The sequence below is a fragment of the Paraprevotella clara YIT 11840 genome (assembly GCF_000233955.1).
Classification (GTDB): Bacteria; Bacteroidota; Bacteroidia; order Bacteroidales; family Bacteroidaceae; genus Paraprevotella; species Paraprevotella clara.
In genome coordinates this window covers 25,498-49,528 of record NZ_JH376592.1, presented here as the reverse complement: position 1 = coordinate 49,528, position 24,031 = coordinate 25,498, and the positions used below count along the sequence as shown (strand labels likewise).

The window sequence follows — 24,031 nt, the reverse complement described above, 5'->3', positions numbered from 1 at the left end:
TATCTTAAATGAATGATAAAATGAAACTAAAGCAATTTTTCCCTATGCTGGCCTTTGCTTCTTTGGCATTGGCAGGCTGTGGCGGATCGGTTTCCAAGACGGGAATCGAACTGAGTAATTTGGACCAGAAGGCGAAGCCGGGAGATAATTTCTATCAGTATGCCTGCGGCGGTTGGATCAAGGCTCATCCACTCACGGGCGAGTACTCGACTTACGGGAACTTTGAGGTCTTGATAGAGAACAATAACAAGCAGTTGCGCGACTTGATAGAAGCCATGGCCAAGGGACAGCACGAAGCCGGGACGTTGGAGCAGAAAATCGGTGATTTGTATAACATCGCCATGGACAGCGTGAAGCAGAACAAGGAGGGTTATGCCCCTATCCAAGCTGACTTGGAGGCTATTGCAGCCATCCAGGACCGCAAGGAAATCATAGCCCAGATGGCTAAACTCGGTAGTAAGGGGCTTCCCGGTTACTTCGGCTTCTACATTGATGCCGACATCAAGAACAGTAGCATGAACCTCCTTCAAATCGGGCAAGGCGGTTTGAGCCTCGGTGAGAAAGAGTATTATCTGGACAATGATTCGGCCACGGTGCATGTCCGTGAATCGTTCAAGGCATATATGGAGAAGATGTTCACCTTGTGCGGCTCTACTCCGGAAGAAGCCAAACGTAAGATGGAAGCCGTGATGGGCATTGAAACCCGTATTGCTGTTCCTTCTTATTCGGCCGTGCAGCAGCGTGATCCCGAAGCCAACTATCATAAGATGACGTACGAGGAACTGAAGAAGGACTATTCCGGAATTGATTGGGATGTATTCTTCAGTACGATGGGTATTCAGGGACTGAAAGAAGTCAGCGTAGGACAACCCGAGCCGATTCATGAGGTGGAAAAGATATTGGCCGAAACGCCGGTGGAAGACCAGAAAGCTTTCATGGAATGGAAGTTGATCAATTCATCGGCTCCCTATCTTAGCGACGAACTTCGGGCTTGCAGCTTCGATTTCTACGGACGGGTAATGAGCGGAAAACAGCAGGATCGTCCGCGCTGGAAGAAAGCCGTGGCTACCGTGGAAGGCGTATTGGGCGAAGGGTTAGGCGAGAAATATGTAGAGAAATACTTCCCCGCAGCAGCCAAAGAACGTATGGTGAAACTGGTGAAAAACCTGCAAGACGCTTTGGCTGAACGTATCAAAGTACAGGATTGGATGAGCGACGAGACGAAGAAAGTGGCTTTGGACAAATTGGCATCTTTCTATGTCAAGGTGGGCTATCCCGACAAATGGCGCGACTATTCGGGCTTGGAAATCAAGGACGACAGTTACTGGGCCAACATCGTGCGCAGCAATGAGTTCGATTTGGCATATGTCATAGACAAGAAGTTGAACAAGCCGGTCGACCGTGACGAATGGTACATGACTCCGCAGACGGTGAACGCTTACTATAACCCGACGACCAATGAAATCTGCTTCCCGGCCGGTATCCTTCAGCCGCCGTTCTTCGATATGGAGGCCGACGATGCTTATAACTATGGAGCCATAGGTGTGGTTATCGGCCATGAGATGACGCACGGATTCGACGACCAGGGCCGTCAGTTCGACAAGAACGGAAACCTGACCGATTGGTGGGCACCGGGCGATGCGGAACGCTTCGAAGCCCGCGCCAAAGTGATGGAGGATTTCTTCAGCAATATAGAGGTATTACCCGGTTTGAAAGGGAACGGTGCTTTGACTTTGGGCGAGAACCTGGCCGATCACGGTGGTTTGATGGTTTCATATACGGCTTTCCAAAATGCAATGAAAGAGAAGCCTTTGCAGACGGAAGACGGCTTTACGCCCGAACAGCGCTTCTTCCTGGCTTATGCAAATCTGTGGGCCGGAAATATCCGTGACGAGGAAATCCGCGTACGGACGAAGAGCGACCCCCATTCATTGGGACGTTGGCGTGTGGACGGCGCATTGCCCCATATCGACGCTTGGTATGAGGCTTTCGGTATCACTGAAAAAGATTCGATGTTTGTGCCGAAAGAAAAGCGTGTGACGATTTGGTAAGCCATTCGGCGTAGGCATATATTTTTTAGGCAAGCGGAACGATAAAGATTCTAAATCGTTCCGCTTGTTGCGTTAAAATGGTAGGCGTTTCAGTAAGATTTTGCTAATTTTGCGTGGTCATAGAAACGATAAAACCGATTATACATGCCATTAAATTTACCAGACAGGCTTCCGGCCATCGAGTTGTTGAAGAAAGAAAACATCTTTGTCATCGACAGTTCGCGAGCCTCTTCGCAGGACATCCGTCCGTTGCGCATTGTCATATTGAACCTCATGCCGTTGAAAATTACGACAGAGACCGACCTCGTCCGGCTGTTGTCCAACACGCCTTTGCAGGTCGAGGTCTCTTTCATGAAAGTGAAAGGGCACACGTCGAAGAATACGCCGGTGGAGCACATGAAAGCTTTCTACTGTGATTTCGAGCTGATGAAGGAGGAGAAGTTCGATGGTATGATTATTACCGGTGCGCCTGTAGAACATCTTGACTATGAAGAGGTGAATTATTGGGATGAAATCAAGGAAATTTTCGATTGGGCACGCACCCATGTCACTTCCACCCTTTATATCTGTTGGGCTGCCCAAGCCGGCCTGTACCATTATTACGGTGTACCCAAATACAAGTTGGACCGGAAGATGTTCGGCGTTTTCAAGCAATATCCGTTGGCTCCCATGCTACCGATATTCCGCGGTTTCGATGATGAGTTTTATATGCCGCACAGCCGCCATACGGAGATTCGCCGCGAGGACGTGCTCCGGGTGCCCGGCCTTGAGGTCATTGCCGAATCTCCTCAGTCCGGGGTGTGCATGGTCATGGCGCGTGGCGGACGGGAGATTTACGTCACGGGACATGCCGAGTACTCCCCCTATACCTTGGATACGGAATACCGTCGCGACTTGGAGAAAGGCTTGCCGATAGACATGCCGGTGAACTATTACTGTCACAATGTGCCGGAGGAAGGACCGTTGGTGACATGGCGTGCCCATGGAAACCTGTTGTTTTCCAACTGGCTGAATTATTACGTGTATCAGGAAACTCCTTACGATATTAATAGTATCCGATGATCAGACAAAGACCAGTAGAGCTTCTGGCTCCGGCCCGCAACGTGGAATGTGCCATGGCGGCAGTGGACCACGGGGCAGATGCCGTGTATATCGGTGCTTCCCGTTTCGGGGCAAGGGCATCGGCGGGCAATTCCGTGGAGGACATCGCCCGTCTGGTGGAGTATGCCCATACGTTCCGTGTCAAAGTGTACGTCACGGTCAATACGATATTGAAGGACGAGGAACTGCCTGAGACGGAAAGGTTGGTGTGGGCGTTGTATCGTGCCGGAGTGGATGCGCTCATCGTGCAGGACATGGCTTTGCTGGAACTCGACCTTCCGCCCATCCCTTTGCATGCCAGCACGCAGATGGACAACCGTACACCGGAGAAGGTGAAGTTCCTCCACGGTTTGGGGTTCAGTCAAGTGGTGTTGGCGCGTGAACTGTCTTGGGCCGAGATTCAGGCCGTGCATGAGGCTTGCGACGTGCCGTTGGAGGTCTTTGTACACGGGGCACTCTGTGTCAGTTACAGCGGGCAGTGCTACGTGTCGCAGCATTGCTTCGGGCGGAGTGCCAATCGGGGAGAGTGCGCCCAGTTCTGCCGGTTGAAGTTCGATATGGTAGATAGTGACGGGCGTATGATAGAACAAGGCCGCCACTTGCTTTCTTTGAAAGACATGAACCGAGGGGCGGATTTGGAACGTTTGTTGGATGCGGGCGTGACTTCGCTGAAAATCGAAGGACGTCTGAAGGACGTGGCATACGTGAAAAACGTGACTGCGTGGTACCGCAGCCGTTTGGACGAAATCTTCAAACGCCGTCCGGAGTACCGCCGGGCTTCATCGGGGCAGGTCTCTTTGGCGTTCACACCCTGTTTGGAGAAAAGTTTCAACCGCGGATTCACCCGTTATTTTCTGGATGGCCGTACACCTGATATTTTTTCGTTCCATACGCCCAAATCGTTGGGTGAAGAAGTGGGGACGGTGAAAGACGTCCGTGGGAAATGTATCGTCGTGTCCGGAGTCAAGCCGTTTGCCAACGGTGACGGACTGTGCTTTTTGGACGAGCAGGGTAACTTGCAGGGATTTCGCGTAAACCGTGTGGAAGCCAATAAGATTTATCCTGCGGAAATGCCGCGTGTCCGTCCTCACGCCCGTCTGTACCGCAATTTCGACAAGGCGTTCGAGGACGTGCTGTCCCGTCCGTCCGCTGTCCGCAAAATCCGGGTGGAATGGACGTTGGGCGAGTATGCCGAGGGTTTCACGTTGGAGGTGCGCGACGAGGACGAGGTGTCGGTTGCCGTGGCTTTTCCCTATCCCAAAGAGAAGGCACGCAGCTCGCAGGTTGAAAACATCAAGGTACAGTTGTCCAAGTTGGGAAATACACCGTTCGAGGCGGGCGGAGTAGAGATTCGTCTCCTTTCCGACTGGTTTATCCCTTCTTCCGTATTGGCCGATTGGCGCAGGACGTTGGTTGGGCGGTTGTTGTCGGCACGTAAGATGAATGAGCCGCGAGAGGTGCGCCTCCTTCCGACGGCCTTTACACGTAGCCGGGATGAAAAGCAAGGGAAGGCTCCGGTGCGGTGGGTTCCGGAAGAGGTGACGTATCTGGCCAATGTGATGAACCGTAAGGCAGAGGATTTCTACCATAAGCAAGGGGCTGTGCGCATCGCTCCGGCTTTTGAGGAACGGGAACCTGCCGGTGCCGTACTGATGTTTTGCCGCCATTGCCTGCGTTACAGCATGGGGTGGTGCCCGCGCTATGGAGGAGGGAAGTCCCCCTTCCGGGAACCGTATTATTTGGTCTCGTCCGACGGACGTCGTTTCCGTTTGTCTTTCGACTGTAAAGCCTGCCAAATGAAAGTCTATGCCGATGCGGAAGAGTAACTTTTTTCTGATTTGCCTGTTGTTAGGCAGTTTATTGTCGGCCGGTTGTTATTACCAGAAGCCCGATTATTCCGACGAATGGGATTTGACGGAGAAACGGAAGGATTCGCTTGATTTTGAGGCTTCCCATCATTATAACCGGAATTATAATTTCGTGGTGGTGGGAGATTCGTTGTGCCTGCAAACCGTCCATCCCGTCCATAATCCTGTGCATGCCGGTGTGCCGGAAGACACCGTGGCTGTATTTGCGGACGACCGCCTCGTCGTGGCTGAAGTCATGATTGTACCGGAGGACTCGGTGGATTCGGTTTGGGTGAAAGTAGCCCGCGACCAGTCTACCATGGGGTGGGTGCATGAGCAGGATTTACTGGCACGGGTCGTTCCGGATGATTCCATTTCGCGGTTTATCCATGCCTTCAGCAATACGCACCTGATATATTTCCTGTCCGTTTTAGGCGTGCTGTCAGTGTTATGGTTAGTACGCCGCATGCGTCGCAAGCGTTTCCATATCGTGCATTTCGACGATATCGGAAGTTGTTATCCTACCTTGCTTTGCCTGACCTTGTCCGGCGCTGCTACGCTTTATGCCAGTATGCAGAATTTTGTGCCTGATACGTGGACGGAGTTTTATTTCCACCCGACGCTCAATCCTTTCGGATTGCCGTTTATTTTGGGCTTGTTCGTGGCTTCCGTGTGGCTGATTGTCATTCTGGCCATAGCGTCGGTGGAAGACGTTTGCCGACAACTTCCCTTTCAGGAGGCCATGCTGTACTTGTTTGCCTTATTAGGCGTATGTGCAGGGTGTTATCTCTTCTTTTCGCTCACCACGTTATATTATCTCGGCTATCCTTTTTTCTTGTTTTACGTCGGTTGGGCGTTGCGGCGTTATTTCCGTTATGCCCGTTGTCCTTACGTTTGCGGACGTTGCGGGGCCAAGCTTCACGGCAAGGGGCGTTGTCCGCGCTGCGGTGCATGGAATGAATGACCGCTCTGTCCTGTCCGGGGCGGGTCAGAAATGCAGGCTGACATCTACTCCGAACTGTAACGGATTGCCCCGTTGTCCGAATTTCAGGTTGCGGGTCGTAGCGGCCGAAGTGAAAAAGAAAGCGTCGTAGTCCGTATCCGTCAGGTTTTTGCCCCAGATATCAATGCGTACGGAGCCGAAATCCAAACCGGCATGGGCGTTCAACAGCGCGTAAAACGGCTGGTGGAAAGCGTTGTCCTCGCTCCAATAGATTTTTCCGGCTCCCGTGGTATTCACGCCGAAGAAATAGCTTTTTATTTTATGGTGTTCCAAAGGTTGTTCGTATTCCACACCTGCCGCGAGCGTGTGCATGGGGACAAAAGGCACATGGTTTCCGTCATAATTCACCGCCTCTTGCGCTGTTTCCGTCCGGGCTTCCTGCGCTTCATAGCGTTTGAATACGGAGTGCGTGTAGCCGTATGACGCATGCCACGTCAGGCGGTTGTCCAACCATCCGCCGCGCAGTCCTATTTCCGTACCGCAACTCCGTCCCCGTCCGGCGTTGACCATGACACGCCCCAATCCGCTGCTTACGAATTTGGAAATCTGTTGGTCGTACACGTCCATGTAGAACACGGCGGCATCCAGTTGTATCTTGCCGTCCGAGAACGAGAAGTGTCCGCCCGCCTCATAATTATAACTGTATTCCGGTTTGAAGCGGGTTTGTGCCGGCGTTCCGGAAAACTCCTCCTGTGGAATTTGGTGGACAATCATCTGTTTCACGGCTTCCGGCATGTGGTCGTACATCGGCCCGTCCAACGTCTCCGCCGTCTTGTTCTTGACGGAGCGCATCATCCGGCTTTTCAAATCGCCTTGTACCAGGTCGCTGAACATCTGTACGTTGTACCCTCCGCTGCGATAACCCTTGCTCCAGCTTACGTACACGTTGTTTTGCGCCGAAAAATGGTATTGCAAGGCCACTTTGGGTAACCACTGCACGTAATCGTGTTTTAAACTGCCTCGGAAACGGCTGTCGTCCGACAGGCCTTCGAGGACGAGCGGCATCATGGGAGAAGTAAGCTCTACACCGTAGTCCATGCGGCCGCCGTAATCGTAGTCTAATCTCATCTTTTCATATTCCACACGCAGGCCGGCTACAAGGCTCAGCCCTTCCGCCCCGAACAAGTCGTTGAACGTGCTTTGATGGAAAGCGGCAAGGTCGGTGGTCGGGGTGTCGAAAGCCCCGTCGGCCACGTAGGGAGAGACGGGCATGTTCAATGTAAGTCCCATTCCCATCGGGCTGATGGCTGCGTTGGCCTTGTCGAACACGGTGTTCATGAACTCACGGGTCAGGGATACCGGACTTTTCGTACGTAAAGCCTGGTGCATGGCGTAGATTCCGCCGGTCCATTCCCAACGGCGGTTGTTGCGGCTTTTGAAAGTCAGTTCTTCGCTCCAGGAGTTGATGCGTTGCTTTTGGGTCAGGCTGAAATAGTCCGCGTCCGTGAAATCCTGATCGAGCGTCATGTTGTCGTTCAGGTTTTGGTAGGCCGTGACGGACGACAGGATAAACTTGTCGGCGGTATATTGTGCGTTGAGGCTGCTGTTCAGCAGGCTTCGGCGGTAGAATGAAGGACGGTTGTAGAGGATACGTCCTATACGGTCGGGACGAGACTCTTCTCCTTCGGTGACACCCAAATAGCGGTAGGGATAACCGCGATCTTCACGATACGAATAATCGGTAGAGAAGTCCAGTTTCCAAGCCTCTGCCGGAAGGTAAATGACACGTATGCGTCCGCCTCCCGTTTCGTTTCCTCCTACCGTTTCATGTCGGGTGGCGTTTTCGAAGAATCCTTCCGAATGCTTATAAAACCCGCTCAAGGCGTATGCTATTCTATGGCTTGTCTTTTGGTAATGCGATGCCGACAACTGGTAACCCTTGTCTTTTACCGAAGTCCCCATGCGGATGTCCGTGCCTTGATAATGGAACGGGTTGCGGGTAAACACGCGAAGGAGGCCGCCCATGGCATTCCGTCCGTACAGTGTGGCCTGCGGGCCGCGCAACACGTCCACGCGTTCCACGTCCAGCAATTCAATGTCGTAGGCACTTTTGTCGGCATATCCCACGTTGTCCACGTACAATCCTACGGCCGGAGTATTGATGCGCGAACCGATGCCGCGGATGTAAGCCGCCGAGGTCAGGCTGCTGCCGTAGTCCGGCATGTAGAAGTTCGGTACGAAAGCCGAAAGTTCCTTCAGCGAAGCAGTATGTTGGTCGTCTAATGCCGTCCGGTCGAAAAGGGAAACGGCGATGGGAGCCTGCCGTAACTTGCCGGTTTCTTTGGGAGAATATACGATGACCACCTCTTCGATGTCTTTTACCCGTGCGCTGTCTTCCGCCGTTTCCTCGATGGGGAGCGCGTATGAAGGTGCGCCCGAGAGGAATAATACTGCTGATATGATACTCAATCTGTCCATCCGTGGTTTTTGTTTCGGGATGCAAAGTTACGATGAATCGTCGGGTGGGGCAATCCTTATTTATTAGGATTTTCCACCAGGGCATGGTCTCTCCGTGAGAGAGAATAAAGTCATGTTTGTATGTTCTTTTCTTTACACTATGAGCCAAGATACCCCTGTTTATTCTTGTTTTTTCCTTGTTTTTTTAGTCTCAAATAGCTGTTAATAAGATTATATTTTTGTTTCCAATTTAAAACAAACTCCGCTTTGTGTGCATTTTCCTCCCTTTCTCCGATTTTTATGAAGAAGAAAATTTTTCATTCGGCTGAGAAAACATTTTTTTTCTCCGCAGAAATCCTGATTTTTCTCCGCATGAAGCGGGACGTTTGGGAGCCAAACGGGATAAAAATGTGCTGAAAACCCCGATTTTTCTTCTAATTGATGGAGAATGGGATACAAAAAACGAATGTCATTTTGTCGGCAGAACGTGCCGCAGGCTGACACATGGCAGCACGTCCTGCGGACGAAATCTGCCCGGGTCGTACAGATTGCAGGTGTGCGGAAGCGAAAGGGATGCAATGTGTTTTGCGTCCGGCGCGTGAGAATCGCGCCGGTTTCGCCGCGCCGGGTTTGGGGCGGAAATACGCGAATCTCGGGTAAGGTTGTGTGGGGACAAAGAGATGGTGACATGAAAGTTTGTTTAATGTTTTGCTTGAGTATAATACCTGTTTATGAAAAGTGGTCTTAAAGCTAAAATAAACGCCAAAAATCCGGCCTTCAAAATACGATGCAAATTCTTTTTTTGACGAGAAAATCATAACTTGTACATATCCAGTTAGATAACGAATTTTCAATATCCCAAAATGCAAACTCAAATATTTGGAATTTGCTCAAAAGCATGCTTAACTTTGCGATGTGAGAATTAAATATATGTCGAACATGAATAAAAGTATTGCCTATGGAATGATACATGAATGTAATGGTAGGGTATAGAGCAAACAGATTTTTCAAAACTAAAAAATTAAAACAATGAAAAAAGTAAAATTTAAAGTTGCCATGTCAATGATCATGGCTGTAGTGGCAGGTTTTGTCTTGGTTGTGGGTTGTATCCAAGATGAAGAAAGTGCCTTGATTGCTGAAAAAAATGATTTCCTGAATTTGGAAAAAGCCGCATCGGCTATTGAATTTATGCCGTTGAATACAGTACCCGAATGGGTTAAAGACAGAGTGTCAGGAAAAGAATATGAGGCATGGGTGCGTTTAAGTTCCCGATATGAGATTGATTATTCAATCTTGACTCAGACGCTTACAGATGAGCAAAAAAATGAGTTGTATCAATATATTGATACGTTGTGGATTCAGTCTCAAGATAGTGTGGGGCAAAGGTCTTTGGGATATTTTACGGTTGCCGCCCAATCTGTGTTTAAAAGAATAGAGACTCGGCAGAATTCTGAAACAGGTAAAGAGGTTCATGGAGAAAAGGGGCCTATTGTAATATATAAAGTAAATGGTGCGGGTGAAGCTTCGGTCAAAGCGACGGTGAGTTATACGGTGAATCAAAGTAAAACGAAAATACTGAGGGCTTCTGCCAAAGTTTATAAGGATGGACCTGCAGCAAGGGATTTGAGTTGTTCATCTTCTGTAAATATTGAAGGGCGGGGAGTGACTGTAAACTGTGCAGGTACTTTGGTTTATACTGTGGGACACGGTAACCTGTCTTCTGATTTCAATAAAAGTGTAAAGGTTCTTATATTGTAGCAGTCATGAGAAAAGTTGTATTATTATTGTTTATGCTTTGGGGGCAAATGTGTTTGGCTCAGGGTGGGGCTGTTTCAAAGTCCGGGGAGTCATTGGACAAGGAGACCGGTTCTTCTTTCTGTCCCCTTGATTCGATACCGGATTGGGTAAAAGAAAAAACAACCCAAAAAGAATACGAATTGTGGAAAAAGGCATCCCGATATTACCAAGTGGATTATTCCGTATTGCAAAAAGACTTGTCCAAAGACCAGAAACGCAGGCTTTATGAAAGTCTGGAGGAAGCCTGTGAAAAGATGGAAGTTTGCGGGAAGCAGGAAGGGGTGGATGAAATGCTCACTTTTGCGCTACCTGCACCAATAGATTCCACGATCGTGTGGAATACGTGCAGTTACGTGAAAATAGATGAAAATCTGTCTTTCAGGAAGATTGAAGGAATCGTGTTCCATTCGAAGGACTATCCCGAAGCCCAAGTGAAAGTGATTGTGTGGTGCGTGTACGACAAAGCCAAAAACAGCGTGCAGGTCATCAAAGAAGATATGCAGAAAGCAGGGCAGGCCATCGAAGTGAATGGTTCCCATACTGTCGGTTATGACTCGGCGAACGGTCGTCTGTATGGTTCTTGCGGAGGCTCTTTGGTATATTGGGATGAGCATAAGGCTTATCAGAGCGAGGATTTTTACAAGGGATATAATATCCCATTGGAATAGGGATATTGGATGAGGGCAAAGCATGGCACTATATAGATGGGTTTGTTTTGTACTTATTTTGATAGGACTTTATGAATTAGGGGTTGGATTGTTCCAGTGTATTCAGGTAATGAGGTTGGGTATGCCTTATTACACGGTTTGCGGAACATTTGAAAATCCATCCCCTTATTCTATTTTGATTGTCCTTATTTTGCCCTTGGCTTTGGACTATGCGTTGTTTGTGAGGTTTAGACATGGGCAAAAGATTACAAATATGCTTTTTTATCTTTCTGCTTTTTATCTTTTGTTTTCCGTAGTCATACTCGTTATGTGTGTAAGTCGGACAGCTTGGGTGGCATCTGTAATCAGCTTGATGTCGATGGTTTGGTTACGGATGAAGTGTTCGGTTGTGAAAAAGTGTTTTGTATTGTTGGCCATATTCGTTCTTAGTGTTCCTTTTTTGTATGGGATGTATGTTCTGAAAAAAGATTCGGCAGACGGTCGTTTGTTCATCTGGAAAATCTCTTATCCGGTGGCTAAACAACAGATGTTTTCTGGGGTGGGAATAGGCGGTTTCCCGTATGTTTATGGAGAAGCACAAGAAGCATATTTTCGGGAGAAGAAGGACGTACGGAATGAGGAAATGTTGGCTGGTGCCCCAGATTATGCTTATAATGAATATTTGCAGATATGGATAGAGCTTGGATTACCGGGAGTTTTGTCTTGTTTGTGCCTTATAGCCTATGTCTATATACGCCTTCTCTGGTGTCGGAATGTTGAGGTTGTCGGGTTATGTGGTACAATGGTGAGCTTGATGGTGGTTTCCTTTTTTTCTTATCCTCTTCGATGTTTTGTCACATGTTCATTGTCTCTGTTTATTTTATTGTGGGCTGCGTGGATGCCAATGATGCTATGTGAAAAGAAACGGTATGGAAAGGTAGGAATGGTGTGTGGTTTGTTGGTTTTGATAGGAATGGGTACGATGGTATGTATCCGATTTAATAAATCTTATCGAACGTGGGTGGCCGTGAAGCATTGGGATATGGTGCGACTATATTTTGATAGAGAAAAATATAAGGGCATAGAGAAGTGTTATAGGGCTTTGTATCCCGATTTGAGGAAAGATGCTGGTTTCCTTTTTGAGTATGGTGTGTGTTTGTCGTATAATGGTCATCACGAAGAAAGTAATATCATATTAAGTGAAGGGGCAAAACGAAGTTCTGACCCCATGTTCTTTAATTTCATGGGAAAAAACTTTCAAGCTCTTGGAAGGTTTGAGGAGGCTGAAGATATGTTTTATAAGGCTTATTATAGAGTCCCCCACCGTATTTACCCTTTATATTTGTTGATGGGGTTGTATGAAAAAGAGGGGCGGGATTTGGAAATGTTGGAGAAGGCTCATCAAATAGTAGGGAAGAAAGAAAAAGTACCTTCTTCTTTGACGGAATATCTTAAAAAAGAGGCCGTGAATAGATTAGGGAAATATGAAGGGATGAAACGGCGGGAACATCATATAAAAAAGGATTAAAGTTTTTTAAGCAGAGGAGAAAAATCCTTGGCTTCACTCCTTTCAGATACGGTCCGCCTCGATGTACCCGTTCATGACCGCATAGATGGTGAGACCCGATACGGAACGGACATTGAGTTTCTCCATGATGTTCTTGCGGTGGGAAATGACAGTTGTGGTGCTGATGCACAAGCGGTCGGCAATTTCTTTGTTGGTCAATCCGCGCACGATGAGCGTAAGTACTTCGATTTCACGGGTGGAAAGGCCGTTGGGGTCGCCCGGAGAAGTATTTGTCATATAAGGGCGGGGCATATTTTGCGGGAGGTGTCGGCCATGTGCGTGCGCGTGCTGTTGCAGTTGTAGCAAAGCACGTACCATGCTGTCTTCGCTTTGATAGATATTCAACGTATGGAAATGCGAGGTTTGAGGGGTACCGGCCGTCCCGTTAGTCAGCACGATGGTCTTTTCTTTTCGCTCAATGAAGAATGCACTATGCTCCAAAAGGGTTTGAGCCGAGATAAAATAGTGGAAATACATGTCCGGTGTGTCACGGACCAACTGCTCGAAGCTATTGAACGTACGGACGGTAGCCATGGGCATCATCCGTTCGATAAGTCCCCGCAGTCCCATGCAGGTCAGTGTATTGGCGTCTATTATGGCTATTTCGGGGGATGGTTTCATGTTTGCAGGATGTATTCCGAGGCAAAGTTACTAAAACTATTTATATAAAAAGGAAAGGAGAAGAAACAAAATTCTCCTTTCCCCTGCCGGATGTACCCTTCTTTTTGCCTGTCAGTGGCGCAGTTCATAGAGTGTCTCGTCAATGTGGCGGCCATGGTTGGGTGTGATATCCAATTCCGTGTCGACCAACAGGATGGCTTTAGGCGCAATGATGCCGCGTCCTCTTCCTTCTGTAGGGTTGAGGTTGCAGGCCATTTTTTCTTTTGACACCGCTTTCATGCGCCTGAATTGTTCGATGGAAGGCAAGTAGCATTTCCCTTCTACAAGTTCTTCCTTTCCGGTGTTCAAATCCACGCGAATCAAGGCATAGGGAGAAGTCCGTTTGTGCCTGAAAATGTAGGCGTGTTTCAAGCCCGCTTTCTTGGCCGATTTCAGGAAACGTTTGCGAAGTTGGCCAAGGGGAAGGGGGCGGTTGGACGTGACATGTAGGATGCCGGTTGTATAAGCGGTCTTCAAATCGCGGTTTAATTCATAGAAATGTTCGTTGCCCGTAGAAGTCGGACAGCCCAAGGCGGGCCGTCTGCCTGTCAGCATGTTCTTCAGTATTCCTTTTTCTATGAGGGGCAAGGTCTTTGGTCTCGTTCCGTCCGCATCCACTTGGCGGTATCCCAACAGTTTCGTGCCGTTGTAGACGGAATCATTGCCCAACTGCCATACCGACAAGTCGGAAGGAAAGACCTGCTTGCCCAGATACCGATGTTTCCTGTCTGATTTGTTTTGTCGCCAGAGCCAGTATGAATGGGTGTAGTTCGCAATCTTGCCTGCGAATAGTTCCATTGCGGACTCGTCTTCGTATAAGACCGGGCCTATGTACAAATCTTCCACAGCCTTGGCCCGGCTTTTCTGTTGCATGTATTCAGCAAATCTGTGCAGCTCGCCCATGAGCGCGTCTTCGGACGGAAGGTCGTTGATGCCACCTACGTGCAACCTGTAATACTCGGTCTTTACCTCATTGCCGTCTGTTTTTATGCTGGCACGTGCGGTAATGTGGAATACGGTGTCGGGTTGCAGTATTTTTTGCCCCTCAGACGTGAGACGGTAATAGTCCACACGCTTCTGGTAAACTTTGACACAATGGTTGAACAGTTCCGGATAGTCTGAAAACACCTTCGACAACCTGTTGGACAGTTGTTCCATATCCGTCACGGGACAGGGATTCGTGAGTGCGGAAGGCCCTATCCACACGGCAGGGGGCATTCTCTTGAACTCCGGCACAGCCGCATCGTCCGCCGGCTTGGGGTTTTGTTTCAGTTGCGTCCTCTTGTAGTCAAGCCTTTGGACGGCATCCTGATAAGCTATTTCGCTTTTTGTCCGTAAGGCGTTGCGGATGCTTCCATATCCTATCTCGTCGGGAATGCTTTGTGCGTTAAGTTCATTTCCGGTGTCGCTCGTCATAAGCGAATCGCCCAAGAAGATGTGCGCGGCAATATTGTTTTTTATGCCACTGTCTCTTTTGTTGACGCATACGCCTCCGGACGATTCCGTTCCGGATATGTGTTTTCGTTCCAAAACATAGTTGACAAACAGGGGGACGGTGTTGTGTCGGGTAGCCAGTTCATGGCATACATGTGCCATCTCGTCCTCCATGGCCTTGAAGATGAGGGAACAGTCTGCCCTGTGTCCCGTGTTTTCAGCCTCTGTCGTCTCCGGCGGGCTTATAAGGTCTTGTTTGCTTTTTATAATGGCTTTCTGTCCTTGGGTCTCGATTTGGGACACATAGACCATGGGCGATGTGCCCGAGACGGGGATGGAGCCGGATTCGGAACCGCAGAATCCGGTGAACAGCTCGCTTTCTCCTCCTGCCGCCTTGATCTGCGAGAACATGGACAAGGGGGTGCCAATCAGCGAGACACCCCGCACCAGTTGGTCGTCCCGTCCGTCGGCAAACACCCGGTAGACTTCAATCGGACTGACATTGAACGCATTGATGGCATTGGCCTTTCCTCGGGTCGTAAATCCTCCTTTTACCGTACGGAAGTAATAGCCATATTCTTTGCCTTGACGTTTTAACTCCTCTATCAGTAGGTTTCTCAGTTGTGTTTCGGAATAAGGTTCGGTCGTTTCTACGATGAGATTGGATTGGCGGGGATTCGGGTCACGGTCATTGGACGCACGACCGTGCCCGTTGCTTCCTGTGAATTCTTTTACGGGGGTCCGGCTCATCAGGTATTGCCGGAGATAACCGTCTTTCACGCAGTCCACACGCTGTCCTTTTACTCCCTCGTCGTCGTAAAGGTAATGGCCGCTCAATGCTTTTCCTTGGTATGTGGTCAACGTGGGATCCAGATACAGTTGGAAAGAAGCAGGCAAGATGCGTTGGTTCAGCATTCCGCTGATTTCGTTGTTGACCGATTCCCTGCGTTTGCCTTCCAGACGGTGCCCGAGCACTTCGTGGAAGAATACGGCACTGGCTTTGCCGGAAAGAATGGCCGGCCCGGTATAGGCTTCTGCCATGGGAGCCTTGCTCAGAGCTTCGGCACGTATGGCCAGGTCCCGTACCTTGTCTTCCAATTCGGTCGGAGTCGGCAAGTCTTTCTCTGAATAGGCAAAGATGTCTTCATATAGCGGACAGGGCGTCCCGTCGTCCGCTTCTGCAACCGCTTCCAACATCAGCCGATAGGCTTTACGGTTCTGTGCTATCACGGTTCCTTCCGTATTTACGATGGTGGTACGTTGGAGGGAATAGTCTAAAAAGACCTTGCCCGAAGTCAATTTGTAGTCTTTGAATAAGCGGCTGGCATCATTGATATATTTTTGAAACCTTTCCTTGTCTATGCCGGTTTCCGCCTCAGAGTATGGTCTTTCGTAGTAAGTTTCCACAGCCGACGGGGCAAATGTCGGCACAGAATCCAGTTCCGTGACGTTTGTCTTTTGGCTTGCCTTCATTTGTTGGTAGATTTTCACGGCTGCTTCGTAACGTTCCAATATCCCGTTCCAAACCACTTCTTTGATGACCGGTATGGCATCGCAGTCCAAAGGTAAGCTTGTTGACGGACGTTCGTATGTAAACGTGCTACTGGGCCTGTTTTGGGCCAGATAGGCAAAGTTGTCCAAGTCCGGGCTTCCTACCCTTACTTGTGGCGTGAGGATGCGCGTATGGTTCTCGTCCATTGAAGACAGCCCGAAATCACTGCTTAGGAAAAGCCGCTTATTGTCGACGACCCTGAGCGATATGAAGTATGCCGGAGTTTCCTTGTTCTTTAGTTTGTCAAAATAGAATTGTACTTCGTTGCGCAACACGTTGACGAGCGTATCGTGAGCATAGCTTTCGGCATGGGTGTTGCATACGAATGATATATAGGAGAAAACGAATAATAGCAGATGTTTCTTGTTCATGGCGAAAAGGGATAAAAGGTTAAAGACCATATTCGTCAGCAAATGTACATAACATTACTTATAATTGCAAACAAATCTTTATAGTTTTGTGGTAGAAGTTTTCTCCTACCGGATGGTTCAGGATTTTCCGCATACCCACCCCGGAGTTTTGCAAAAAGCCCCTTCATCCTTCAGGCCGTATGTCAATCCTTTCATTACCTTGTGGTTATAAGCTGAAAGATATTTTAGGCATCTTTCAGCCACGCTTCATTTCGTTTGGCGCAGAACGGAAAATCGTTCGCCTGAGATTGAAAAATCATTCGGCTGAGAACTTTTTACCGCTTTCCGCAATGAAAGAAAGCTGAAAGATGCCTGAAATATCCTTCATTCCGTAATATATTATAGCACAATATGTTATCGTATAACCTGAAGGATGAAGGCTCTTTTTTGCAAAACCTTGGGGAGTGTGTGGGGAACCGGATTTGTGGATGCCGGAGCACCTATATGAAAATAGGAGGAAAAGCATGCTTGCCTTTCCTCCTATCTTATTTTCTTTTTAAATTGGTTTTCAAACTAAGGTGCATTGCACTTAACATGCTGCACCGGCATTCAGGTTTTTGTTACCGAACAACATTGAAGTACTTGAACCCAAGAACTTACCGTTGTTCTTCTTTGAACCCATTGCAACTGCCATAGCTACTACGACCGCTGCGATAATCATTAATCCTGTCATAATCTTTTTTCCTTTCTTTTTAATCTAACAATCTTTTACCTAAACATTGCTCCTTCACGGAGCTAAATACCTAAAAACTAAATATCTTTTGTTCCTTATGACACTACAAAGGTACGGCTATTCTCCCTGCAAAACAAGTAAAAGGTCATTTGTTATCATTTAAATGCCCTTTTCTTGATATAAATCAATGAAAAGACCTTGAGATACTGATTTTTTTAATAACTTTGCAACGTTTTGTTCTGCCCGGCCTATGGGAAAGCCCTTTCAGGCCGGCGGATGAAAAGGGAATCGGGTGGAAATCCCGGACAGTCCCGCTGCTGTGAACTCATTGTGCGGTTTGTTTCAAACCTCAAGCCACTTCCTTATATATAATAAGGTGGGAAGGCCAACAAGCCGGAGTAAGTCAGAAGACCTGCAAAACGTAGTCATGCCGGAATCTCCGTGGGATGGGAGGAAGGTGTCGTGAGTGAAGAATGAAGAATATAAATGGGCGTATACAAGGAATCTCATAAAATGAGAGGATGGTTGCTTGTGTCATTTTGTATGGGGGCTGTGTTCGTGCTCGCACAAAATGGTGCAGATAGCGTGGATGTGGGGCTACAACAGATGAAAGGCCTGACGGTGACCGAGAAGGTTTTGCCTGCAGCCGTACGTTCGGGTGCTCCTGTGCAGACGCTTGATAAGGCGGAACTGGAGCGTATGGGCGTGTTAGACGTGTCGGATGCCGTACGTCATTTTTCGGGAGTGACCTTGAAGGATTATGGCGGCGTGGGAGGGTTGAAAACCGTTTCCGTACGCAGTCTGGGTGCGCAGCATACGGCCGTGCTCTACGATGGTGTAGCCATAGGGGATTGCCAGTCGGGACAGGTAGACATCTCCCGTTTCTCGTTGGATAATGTTTCTTCATTGACGTTGACTATCGGGCAAAGCGACAATATTTATCAGACAGCACGCATGTCGGCTGCTGCAAGTGCATTGAGCATCGAAACGAGCCGGCCTGATTTTGAAAAACGGGATTTCAGTCTTTCGGCGAAGGTGAAGACGGGGTCTTACGGTTTGGCCAACCCGTCATTGTTTTATGCCCATCGGTTCACATCGCGTTTGTCTTGTTCTCTTTACGGAGAATATTTGCGTGCCGACGGGAATTATCATTTTACGATGATGAACCTGACCAAGCCGATAGAAGGGAGGCGTAACAATAGCGACATCGGGGCATACCGTGCGGAGGTGAATCTTTTTGCCCGTTTGACGGAACGCCAGGATTTGGATGTGAAAGGGTATCTGTTCGATTCCCGTCGCGGATTGCCCGGCAGTGTGGTGTATGACAACCCTTATGCGGCCGAGCGGCTTTACGACCGAAACTATTTCGGACAGTTGAGGTATGAAAACCGTTTTTCGGAGAAGTGGAAGCTGAAAGCTTCGGGTAAGTTCAATTATAGTTGGAATAAAGATACAGACAAGAAGGCTGCCGGACCGACGGAAGACCGTTTCAGGCAGACGGAGACCTACCTGACCGCCACGTTGTGGGCGATGCCGGTGAAAAACCTTTCTTTTTCGTTGGCGCAGGATTTTGTCTATAATGATTTGGCCACGACATTGGAGGAGTGCCAATACCCGGAACGTTATACCAGCCTGACGGCCTTTTCTGCACAATATCGTCATCCGCTTTTTCAGGTGACGGCTTCCTTGCTGAATACGTTCATTACCGAACGGGTGGCTTTAGGGCGGGCGGCCGACGACCGTAAGCGGCTTTCCCCGGCGGTGAGCCTGACGTGGCGGCCTGTGAAAAAAGCAAGTTGGCGTTTGCGTGCTTCTTATAAAGACATATTCCGTGTCCCGACTTTCAACGATTTGTATTACTTGCTTATCGGGAACAGTCGTTTGCGTCCGGAAAAGACGCGACAATGGAACGTAGGGACAACTTGGGCCGGACGTATGGGGCGTGTGGCGGATTACGTGAGTCTTTCCGTGGACGGCTATTATAATGAGGTCGACGACAAGATAGTGGCGGTGCCTACGATGTTCGTGTGGAAGATGTCCAATGTCGGCAAAGTGGAGACGTATGGCGTGGATGCCAACCTTGCTGCGGAATGGACTTTGGCGAAAGCCTGGAATCTGGGGATGACCGCTGCTTATAGCTTCATGCAGGCGGAAGACGTGACGAAACGCAGTAGCAAGTTGTGGCGTCATCAGATAGCCTACACTCCGAAGCATTCAGGGGCTGGCGGTTTGGTGCTTGAGACCCCTTGGGTGAACGCGGCCTACAATGTGGCGTGGTCTGGCGAGCGTTACCGCTTGCCCCAAAACAAGGAAAGCAACTTGATTGACGCGTATGCCGATCATAGCGTCTCTTTGTACCGGGTGTTCCGGTTCAAGGGGCATAAGTTGCGTTTGCAGGTCGATGCGGCGAATCTGGGGGGGAAGAACTATGAGGTGGTACGTTACTACCCCATGCCCGGACGGAATTTCAAAATAGCGATAACATATTCATTATAAACTTTTAAAAACGAGAAAATGAAATTGAATTGGTGTAAATTGGCCATTATGGCTTTGGCGTTGGGTGTTTTCACTGCTTGTAGCGAAGATGACGAACCAAACGGTGAAGGTCCGGGTACGGAAACCGGAGGAGGTGACGATACTACCGGTGGTAGTGGAGACAATACAGGTGGAGAGCCGGTTGTTAGTTTAGGTGCTTATGTGTTGAATACCGGAAATTGGGGTGGAAACGATGCCGGTATCCAGTTCTTGGATTTCCAAACCGGAGAGTTGAGTGAAGACCTTTATGCGGCTGCCAATGGTGAAGGGCTTGGCGACTTGGGGCAAGACCTTTGTGTGTATGGTTCGAAAATATACGTGACGGTGAGCGGTTCTTCCAAAGTTGTCATCATGGACCGTAAGTGCAAGGTTCTGAAATCCATTCCGGTGGCTACCGAAGACGGTACTCCGGTTGAACCTCGCTACATGGCAGCGTGTGAGGGGAAGGTTTATTTTACAGCATACGACGGGACGGTTTCCCGTATCGACACGACTTCCATGGCCATCGATGGTAAACTGAATCTTATAGATGCAGGGGCACAAACAGGTTATGACCATCCCGAGGCTATAACTTCTGCCAACGGCAAACTGTATGTCAATATTTCGGGGTATTCAAAAGGAAAGTGGTTGGCAGTGGTTGATGCAGCCTCTTTCACCAAGCTGAAGGATATTGAAGTAATGCTCAATCCGTATACCCAGTGCATCACGGCAGAAGACGGGTATGTATACTTCGTGTCCAATGGCAACTATGCAGGAAGCCCGTCCTTGACTCCGGACCAGTATATTTACGGTACGATGCAACGTCTCGATCCGGAAACAGACCAAGTGGAACAGGTGTGCCACGCCACTTATATCGCCAATGCCGGAGACAAGATGTACATCCTTTATTCAGAGTATTACTTGCCCGAGGTAGCTCGTGCGTATGTCCGTGATTTAAAGACCGGAGCGGATAGCGAGTTTATCGATATGGCAGACTTACAGAGTGCCAACGGTTTGGCTGTTGATCCAGCATCTGGCGATGTGTATGTGTTTGACGCACCTTACGGTGCTGCTTCCGACGTTCATGTTTACGGTGCGGACGGAACGTTGAAGCGTACGTTCGAGGCTGGCATGTCTACGTCCAAGATGGTGTTTGTCACAAAGTAAAGTGATGAAAGGAAAATACTTTTTTCACTGGTTGTTGGCCGTCCTGCTTTTTTCCGCTTGCGGAAGAGGAAGCAAGACGGCTTCCTTTTTGGGCGAGGGCGGCGACACGTTGGATTTGAAGTATGCGGAGAACCTGAAGATTGTGTCTTACGACGATTACCGGGTGGCTACGCTGAGAAATCCGTGGGATACGTTGGAAATACTGCACACGTATGTGCTGGTCGGGCGCGACGAGCCTTTGCCCGACAGTCTGCCGCAGGGGACGGTCGTGCGCGTGCCGTTGCAGAAAGCCGTCATTTATTCGTCTGTGCATTGCGGGTTGATGGAAGAGTTGGGAGCACTGTCTGCCGTGGGTGGAGTGTGCGACCTCCGGTATATCGACTTGCCTTACGTCAAGGAAGGATGCCGCACGGGGCGTATCGCGGATTTGGGCAGTGGGATGAACCCGGACATCGAGAAGCTTATGGCGTTGCATCCTGATGCCGTGATGCTTTCTCCGTTTGAAAACAGCGGAGGATATGGTCGGTTGGGCAAGTTGGACATTCCCATCATCGAATGTGCCGATTATATGGAAACCTCTTCGTTGGGGCGTGCCGAATGGATGCGTTTCTACGGCCTGTTGTTCGGTAAGGCTGCCGAGTCCGATTCTTTGTTTGCCCGGGTGGAGGCCGATTACCTCCGGTGGGCCGGTAAGGTGGCCGACATAGAAGACAAGCCTGCCGTGTTTGCCGATTTGAAGTCCGGCGCCACGTGGTATGTACCGGGAGGGCGCAGTACGGTCGGACGGACGTTTGCCGATGCCGGTGCCGACTATGTTTTCAGTGATTTGAAGAACAGCGGATCGTCTCCCCTGAGCTTCGAGACGGTGTATGAGAAAGCGAAGGATGCCGACATTTGGCTGATTAAGTACAACATGCCGGAGGATAAGACCTATCGGGACCTGAAAAACGATTATGCGCCATACGCCGGATTCCGGGCTTTCCGTGAACGGCGGGTGTACGGCTGCAATACCGGGAGGGTGCCTTACTATGAAGAAACGCCCTTCCACCCCGAATGGTTGCTGGAAGATTTGATAAAAATATTCCATCCGGACGTGGCAAAGGCGGAAGGTGGCAGATATTTTCGTAAATTAGCAGTTAGAAAAAGATGATTCCGGTGGAGCGTAAAGGATATGTGTGCGGAGGAATATTGGTCGTCGTCATTTTAGGGTTGGCGGCGGCTAACTTGCTGCTCGGTTCGGTGGACATTCCGGCCGGAGCGGTCTGGGGCGCGTTGACGGGCGGGACGGTGGAAAACGAAGCCTGGTCGTTCATCGTGTGGGAATCCCGCGTGCCTTTGTGCGTGACGGCCTGGTGCTGTGGGGCCGCCTTGGCCGCCTCGGGCCTGATGTTACAGACAGTGTTCAACAACCCGTTGGCCGACCCGTCGATTTTGGGTATCAGTTCGGGGGCAAGTCTCGGGGTGGCCTTGGTCATGTTGGCCGGAGGTGGAATGGTGTCGGCCGGCACTTTTTCTTTTTCCGGTTTTCTGGCAGTGGTGGCTGGTGCTTTCGCCGGTGCCGTGTTGGTCATGGGAGTGATTCTTTTTCTTTCCACGCTGATACGTAGCAGCGTCATGCTGTTGATTGCCGGCATCATGATGGGCTACGTGGCCTCGTCGGCCATCTCCTTGCTGAATTTCTTCGCCACGGCCGAAGGTGTGCACTCTTACATGGTTTGGGGGATGGGCAACTTCGGGGGCGTTTCGTTGGAACAACTGCCGTGGTTTGCGGCTTTCACCTCACTCGGGTTGCTGATGTCCATCCTGTTGATTAAGCCGTTGAACGCCTTGTTGTTGGGAGAACGTTACGCGGAGAACTTGGGGGTGAACGTGCGCCGTACGCGCAGCATGTTGTTGTTGGTCACGGGAATCCTGACGGCTGTGGTCACGGCTTTTTGCGGCCCGGTGTCGTTCATCGGGTTGGCCGTGCCGCACGTGGCCCGGTTGTTGCTGGGCACGTCGAACCATAATTCCTTGTTGCCGGTGACGTTGTTGAGTGGCGGGGCGGTGGCCTTGCTTTGTAATTTGATTTGCATCCTGCCCGGCGAGGCGGGACTTCTCCCCCTGAATGCCGTGACACCCGTGTTGGGTGCGCCGGTGATTATTTATGTCATTGTGAACCAACGTAGAATACAGTATTTCAATTAATGGGAAAGCAGATAGTGTTCGAAGGGGAACGGATTGCTACGGGATACCGCCAGGGAAAGCAGTTGACGGAAGTGCATCATGGGTTGGATTTCAGTCTGTCGGGTGGCGAACTGACCTGTTTGTTAGGATGCAATGGAGCCGGGAAATCCACTTTGTTGCGTACGTTGGCCGGTATGCAGCCCCCTTTGTCCGGCCGTCTGGAACTCATGGGGCGGCCTTTGGAGGCTTACAGTGCGCATGAGCGTTCCAAAACCATAGGCGTGGTGCTGACCGACCGCATGCAGGCAGGTGGGCTGACCGTTTACGAACTGGTGGCTTTGGGGCGTCAACCGTACACCGGTTTTTTCGGTCGTTTGACTTCTGCCGACAAAGCCTTGGTATGGCGGGCGTTGGAAGAGGTCGGCATGGGCGGAAAGGCACGTCGTTATGTGGCCGAACTGTCCGACGGAGAGCGTCAGAAAGCCATGATTGCCAAGGTGTTGGTACAAGAATGTCCGTTGATTCTCTTGGACGAGCCTACGGCTTTTCTGGATGTGGAGAGCCGTATGGAAGTGATGCGCCTGCTTCGTAAGTTGGCGGTGGAAGAACACAAGGCCGTTTTGCTTTCCACGCACGATGTGGATCAGGCTTTGGCCATGTCCGACCGCTTATGGCTGATGACGCAGGAACGCGAGATGCTGTGCGGGACGACCGAGGACTTGGTACTGTCGGGGGCGATGGACCGGCTGTTTGGCAGCACGTCCATCCGTTTCGATGCGGTTCGCGGCATTTACGCCCCGGAGAACCGTAACAGTCGGGTGGTTCGTCTGGAAGTTGCCGATGAGGCTTTGCGTTATTGGGCACAGAACCTTTTGGTGCGGCACGGTTTCCGCCCCGTTGCGCCGGACGAGGGCGGAGAAGGGGCAGCGAGTCTTGCAGTCATCAGTCCGCATGACATGGTATGGACACAAAACGGAACTTCTTCCCGCTTTTGTTCGTTTGCCGGACTGGTCGAAATGCTAGAGGGCCTGAAGTAGTTTTTTAT

General features: G+C 49.9%; 16 protein-coding genes and 1 riboswitch. Of the genes, 12 read left to right on the top strand and 4 right to left on the bottom strand.

Features of this window, described 5'->3' with window-relative positions:
• The first annotated feature begins 20 nt into the window (after positions 1-20).
• From HMPREF9441_RS04485 to HMPREF9441_RS04470, 4 genes are all read left to right on the top strand, one after another.
• Entirely contained in the window at positions 21-2,051 is a 2,031-nt protein-coding gene (locus HMPREF9441_RS04485; protein ID WP_021980943.1) for a M13 family metallopeptidase, read from the top strand.
• 144 nt (positions 2,052-2,195) lie between these two features.
• Complete coding sequence (gene metA, locus HMPREF9441_RS04480) at positions 2,196-3,113, top strand: homoserine O-acetyltransferase MetA (RefSeq protein WP_008618481.1); 918 nt, start codon at positions 2,196-2,198, stop codon at positions 3,111-3,113.
• Complete coding sequence (locus tag HMPREF9441_RS04475; protein ID WP_008618480.1) at positions 3,110-4,978, top strand: peptidase U32 family protein; 1,869 nt, start codon at positions 3,110-3,112, stop codon at positions 4,976-4,978. The genes metA and HMPREF9441_RS04475 overlap by 4 nt, the downstream gene beginning before the upstream one ends.
• Complete coding sequence (locus tag HMPREF9441_RS04470; RefSeq protein ID WP_008618479.1) at positions 4,965-5,963, top strand: hypothetical protein; 999 nt, start codon at positions 4,965-4,967, stop codon at positions 5,961-5,963. The genes HMPREF9441_RS04475 and HMPREF9441_RS04470 overlap by 14 nt, the downstream gene beginning before the upstream one ends.
• A 24-nt stretch (positions 5,964-5,987) precedes the next feature.
• Here HMPREF9441_RS04470 and HMPREF9441_RS04465 read toward each other — a convergent pair whose 3' ends face one another.
• Positions 5,988-8,420 (bottom strand): TonB-dependent receptor, encoded by a 2,433-nt coding sequence (locus tag HMPREF9441_RS04465; RefSeq protein WP_008618478.1) that lies wholly within the window; start codon positions 8,418-8,420, stop codon positions 5,988-5,990.
• 1,008 nt (positions 8,421-9,428) lie between these two features.
• Between HMPREF9441_RS04465 and HMPREF9441_RS04460 the strand changes: the two genes are divergently transcribed.
• The 3 genes from HMPREF9441_RS04460 to HMPREF9441_RS04450 are packed head-to-tail and all read left to right on the top strand — an operon-like array spanning position 9,429 to position 12,371.
• Positions 9,429-10,157 (top strand): hypothetical protein, encoded by a 729-nt coding sequence (locus tag HMPREF9441_RS04460; RefSeq protein ID WP_008618474.1) that lies wholly within the window; start codon positions 9,429-9,431, stop codon positions 10,155-10,157.
• Positions 10,158-10,162: 5 nt separating this feature from the next.
• A complete protein-coding gene (locus tag HMPREF9441_RS04455) occupies positions 10,163-10,864 on the top strand; it encodes a hypothetical protein (RefSeq protein WP_008618473.1) in 702 nt (233 codons plus the stop codon).
• A 22-nt stretch (positions 10,865-10,886) separates the two neighbouring features.
• A complete protein-coding gene (locus tag HMPREF9441_RS04450) occupies positions 10,887-12,371 on the top strand; it encodes an O-antigen ligase family protein (protein ID WP_008618472.1) in 1,485 nt (494 codons plus the stop codon).
• Positions 12,372-12,413: 42 nt separating this feature from the next.
• On the opposite strand, the gene HMPREF9441_RS04445 is transcribed toward HMPREF9441_RS04450, so the two are convergent.
• The 3 genes from HMPREF9441_RS04445 to HMPREF9441_RS18580 form a co-directional block, all read right to left on the bottom strand.
• Positions 12,414-13,031 carry a response regulator transcription factor gene (locus tag HMPREF9441_RS04445; RefSeq protein ID WP_008618471.1) on the bottom strand — a complete coding sequence of 206 codons (618 nt, stop codon included), beginning with the start codon at positions 13,029-13,031 and terminating at the stop codon, positions 12,414-12,416.
• A gap of 111 nt (positions 13,032-13,142) precedes the next feature.
• The gene (locus HMPREF9441_RS04440; RefSeq protein ID WP_244949613.1) at positions 13,143-16,427 is read right to left on the bottom strand and encodes a metallopeptidase TldD-related protein; all 3,285 of its coding nucleotides are present in this window, start codon (positions 16,425-16,427) and stop codon (positions 13,143-13,145) included.
• A 568-nt stretch (positions 16,428-16,995) separates the two neighbouring features.
• Positions 16,996-17,139: a hypothetical protein gene (locus tag HMPREF9441_RS18580; RefSeq protein ID WP_008618463.1), complete on the bottom strand. Its 144-nt coding sequence runs from the start codon at positions 17,137-17,139 to the stop codon at positions 16,996-16,998.
• Positions 17,140-17,356: 217 nt separating this feature from the next.
• Positions 17,357-17,573, top strand: a riboswitch (cobalamin riboswitch).
• 52 nt (positions 17,574-17,625) lie between these two features.
• On the opposite strand from HMPREF9441_RS18580, the gene HMPREF9441_RS04435 reads away from it, so the two are divergent.
• The 5 genes from HMPREF9441_RS04435 to HMPREF9441_RS04415 are packed head-to-tail and all read left to right on the top strand — an operon-like array spanning position 17,626 to position 24,023.
• Entirely contained in the window at positions 17,626-19,635 is a 2,010-nt protein-coding gene (locus HMPREF9441_RS04435) for a TonB-dependent receptor plug domain-containing protein (protein ID WP_008618462.1), read from the top strand.
• 18 nt (positions 19,636-19,653) lie between these two features.
• Entirely contained in the window at positions 19,654-20,820 is a 1,167-nt protein-coding gene (locus HMPREF9441_RS04430) for a DUF5074 domain-containing protein (protein WP_008618461.1), read from the top strand.
• A gap of 4 nt (positions 20,821-20,824) precedes the next feature.
• Positions 20,825-21,970 (top strand): ABC transporter substrate-binding protein, encoded by a 1,146-nt coding sequence (locus HMPREF9441_RS04425; protein ID WP_008618459.1) that lies wholly within the window; start codon positions 20,825-20,827, stop codon positions 21,968-21,970.
• On the top strand, positions 21,967-23,007 hold the full coding sequence (locus HMPREF9441_RS04420) for an iron ABC transporter permease (RefSeq protein WP_008618457.1): 1,041 nt from the start codon (positions 21,967-21,969) through the stop codon (positions 23,005-23,007). The genes HMPREF9441_RS04425 and HMPREF9441_RS04420 overlap by 4 nt, the downstream gene beginning before the upstream one ends.
• The gene (locus HMPREF9441_RS04415; RefSeq protein ID WP_008618456.1) at positions 23,007-24,023 is read left to right on the top strand and encodes an ABC transporter ATP-binding protein; all 1,017 of its coding nucleotides are present in this window, start codon (positions 23,007-23,009) and stop codon (positions 24,021-24,023) included. Before HMPREF9441_RS04420 ends, HMPREF9441_RS04415 begins: the two co-directional genes overlap by 1 nt.
• Positions 24,024-24,031: the final 8 nt, after the last annotated feature.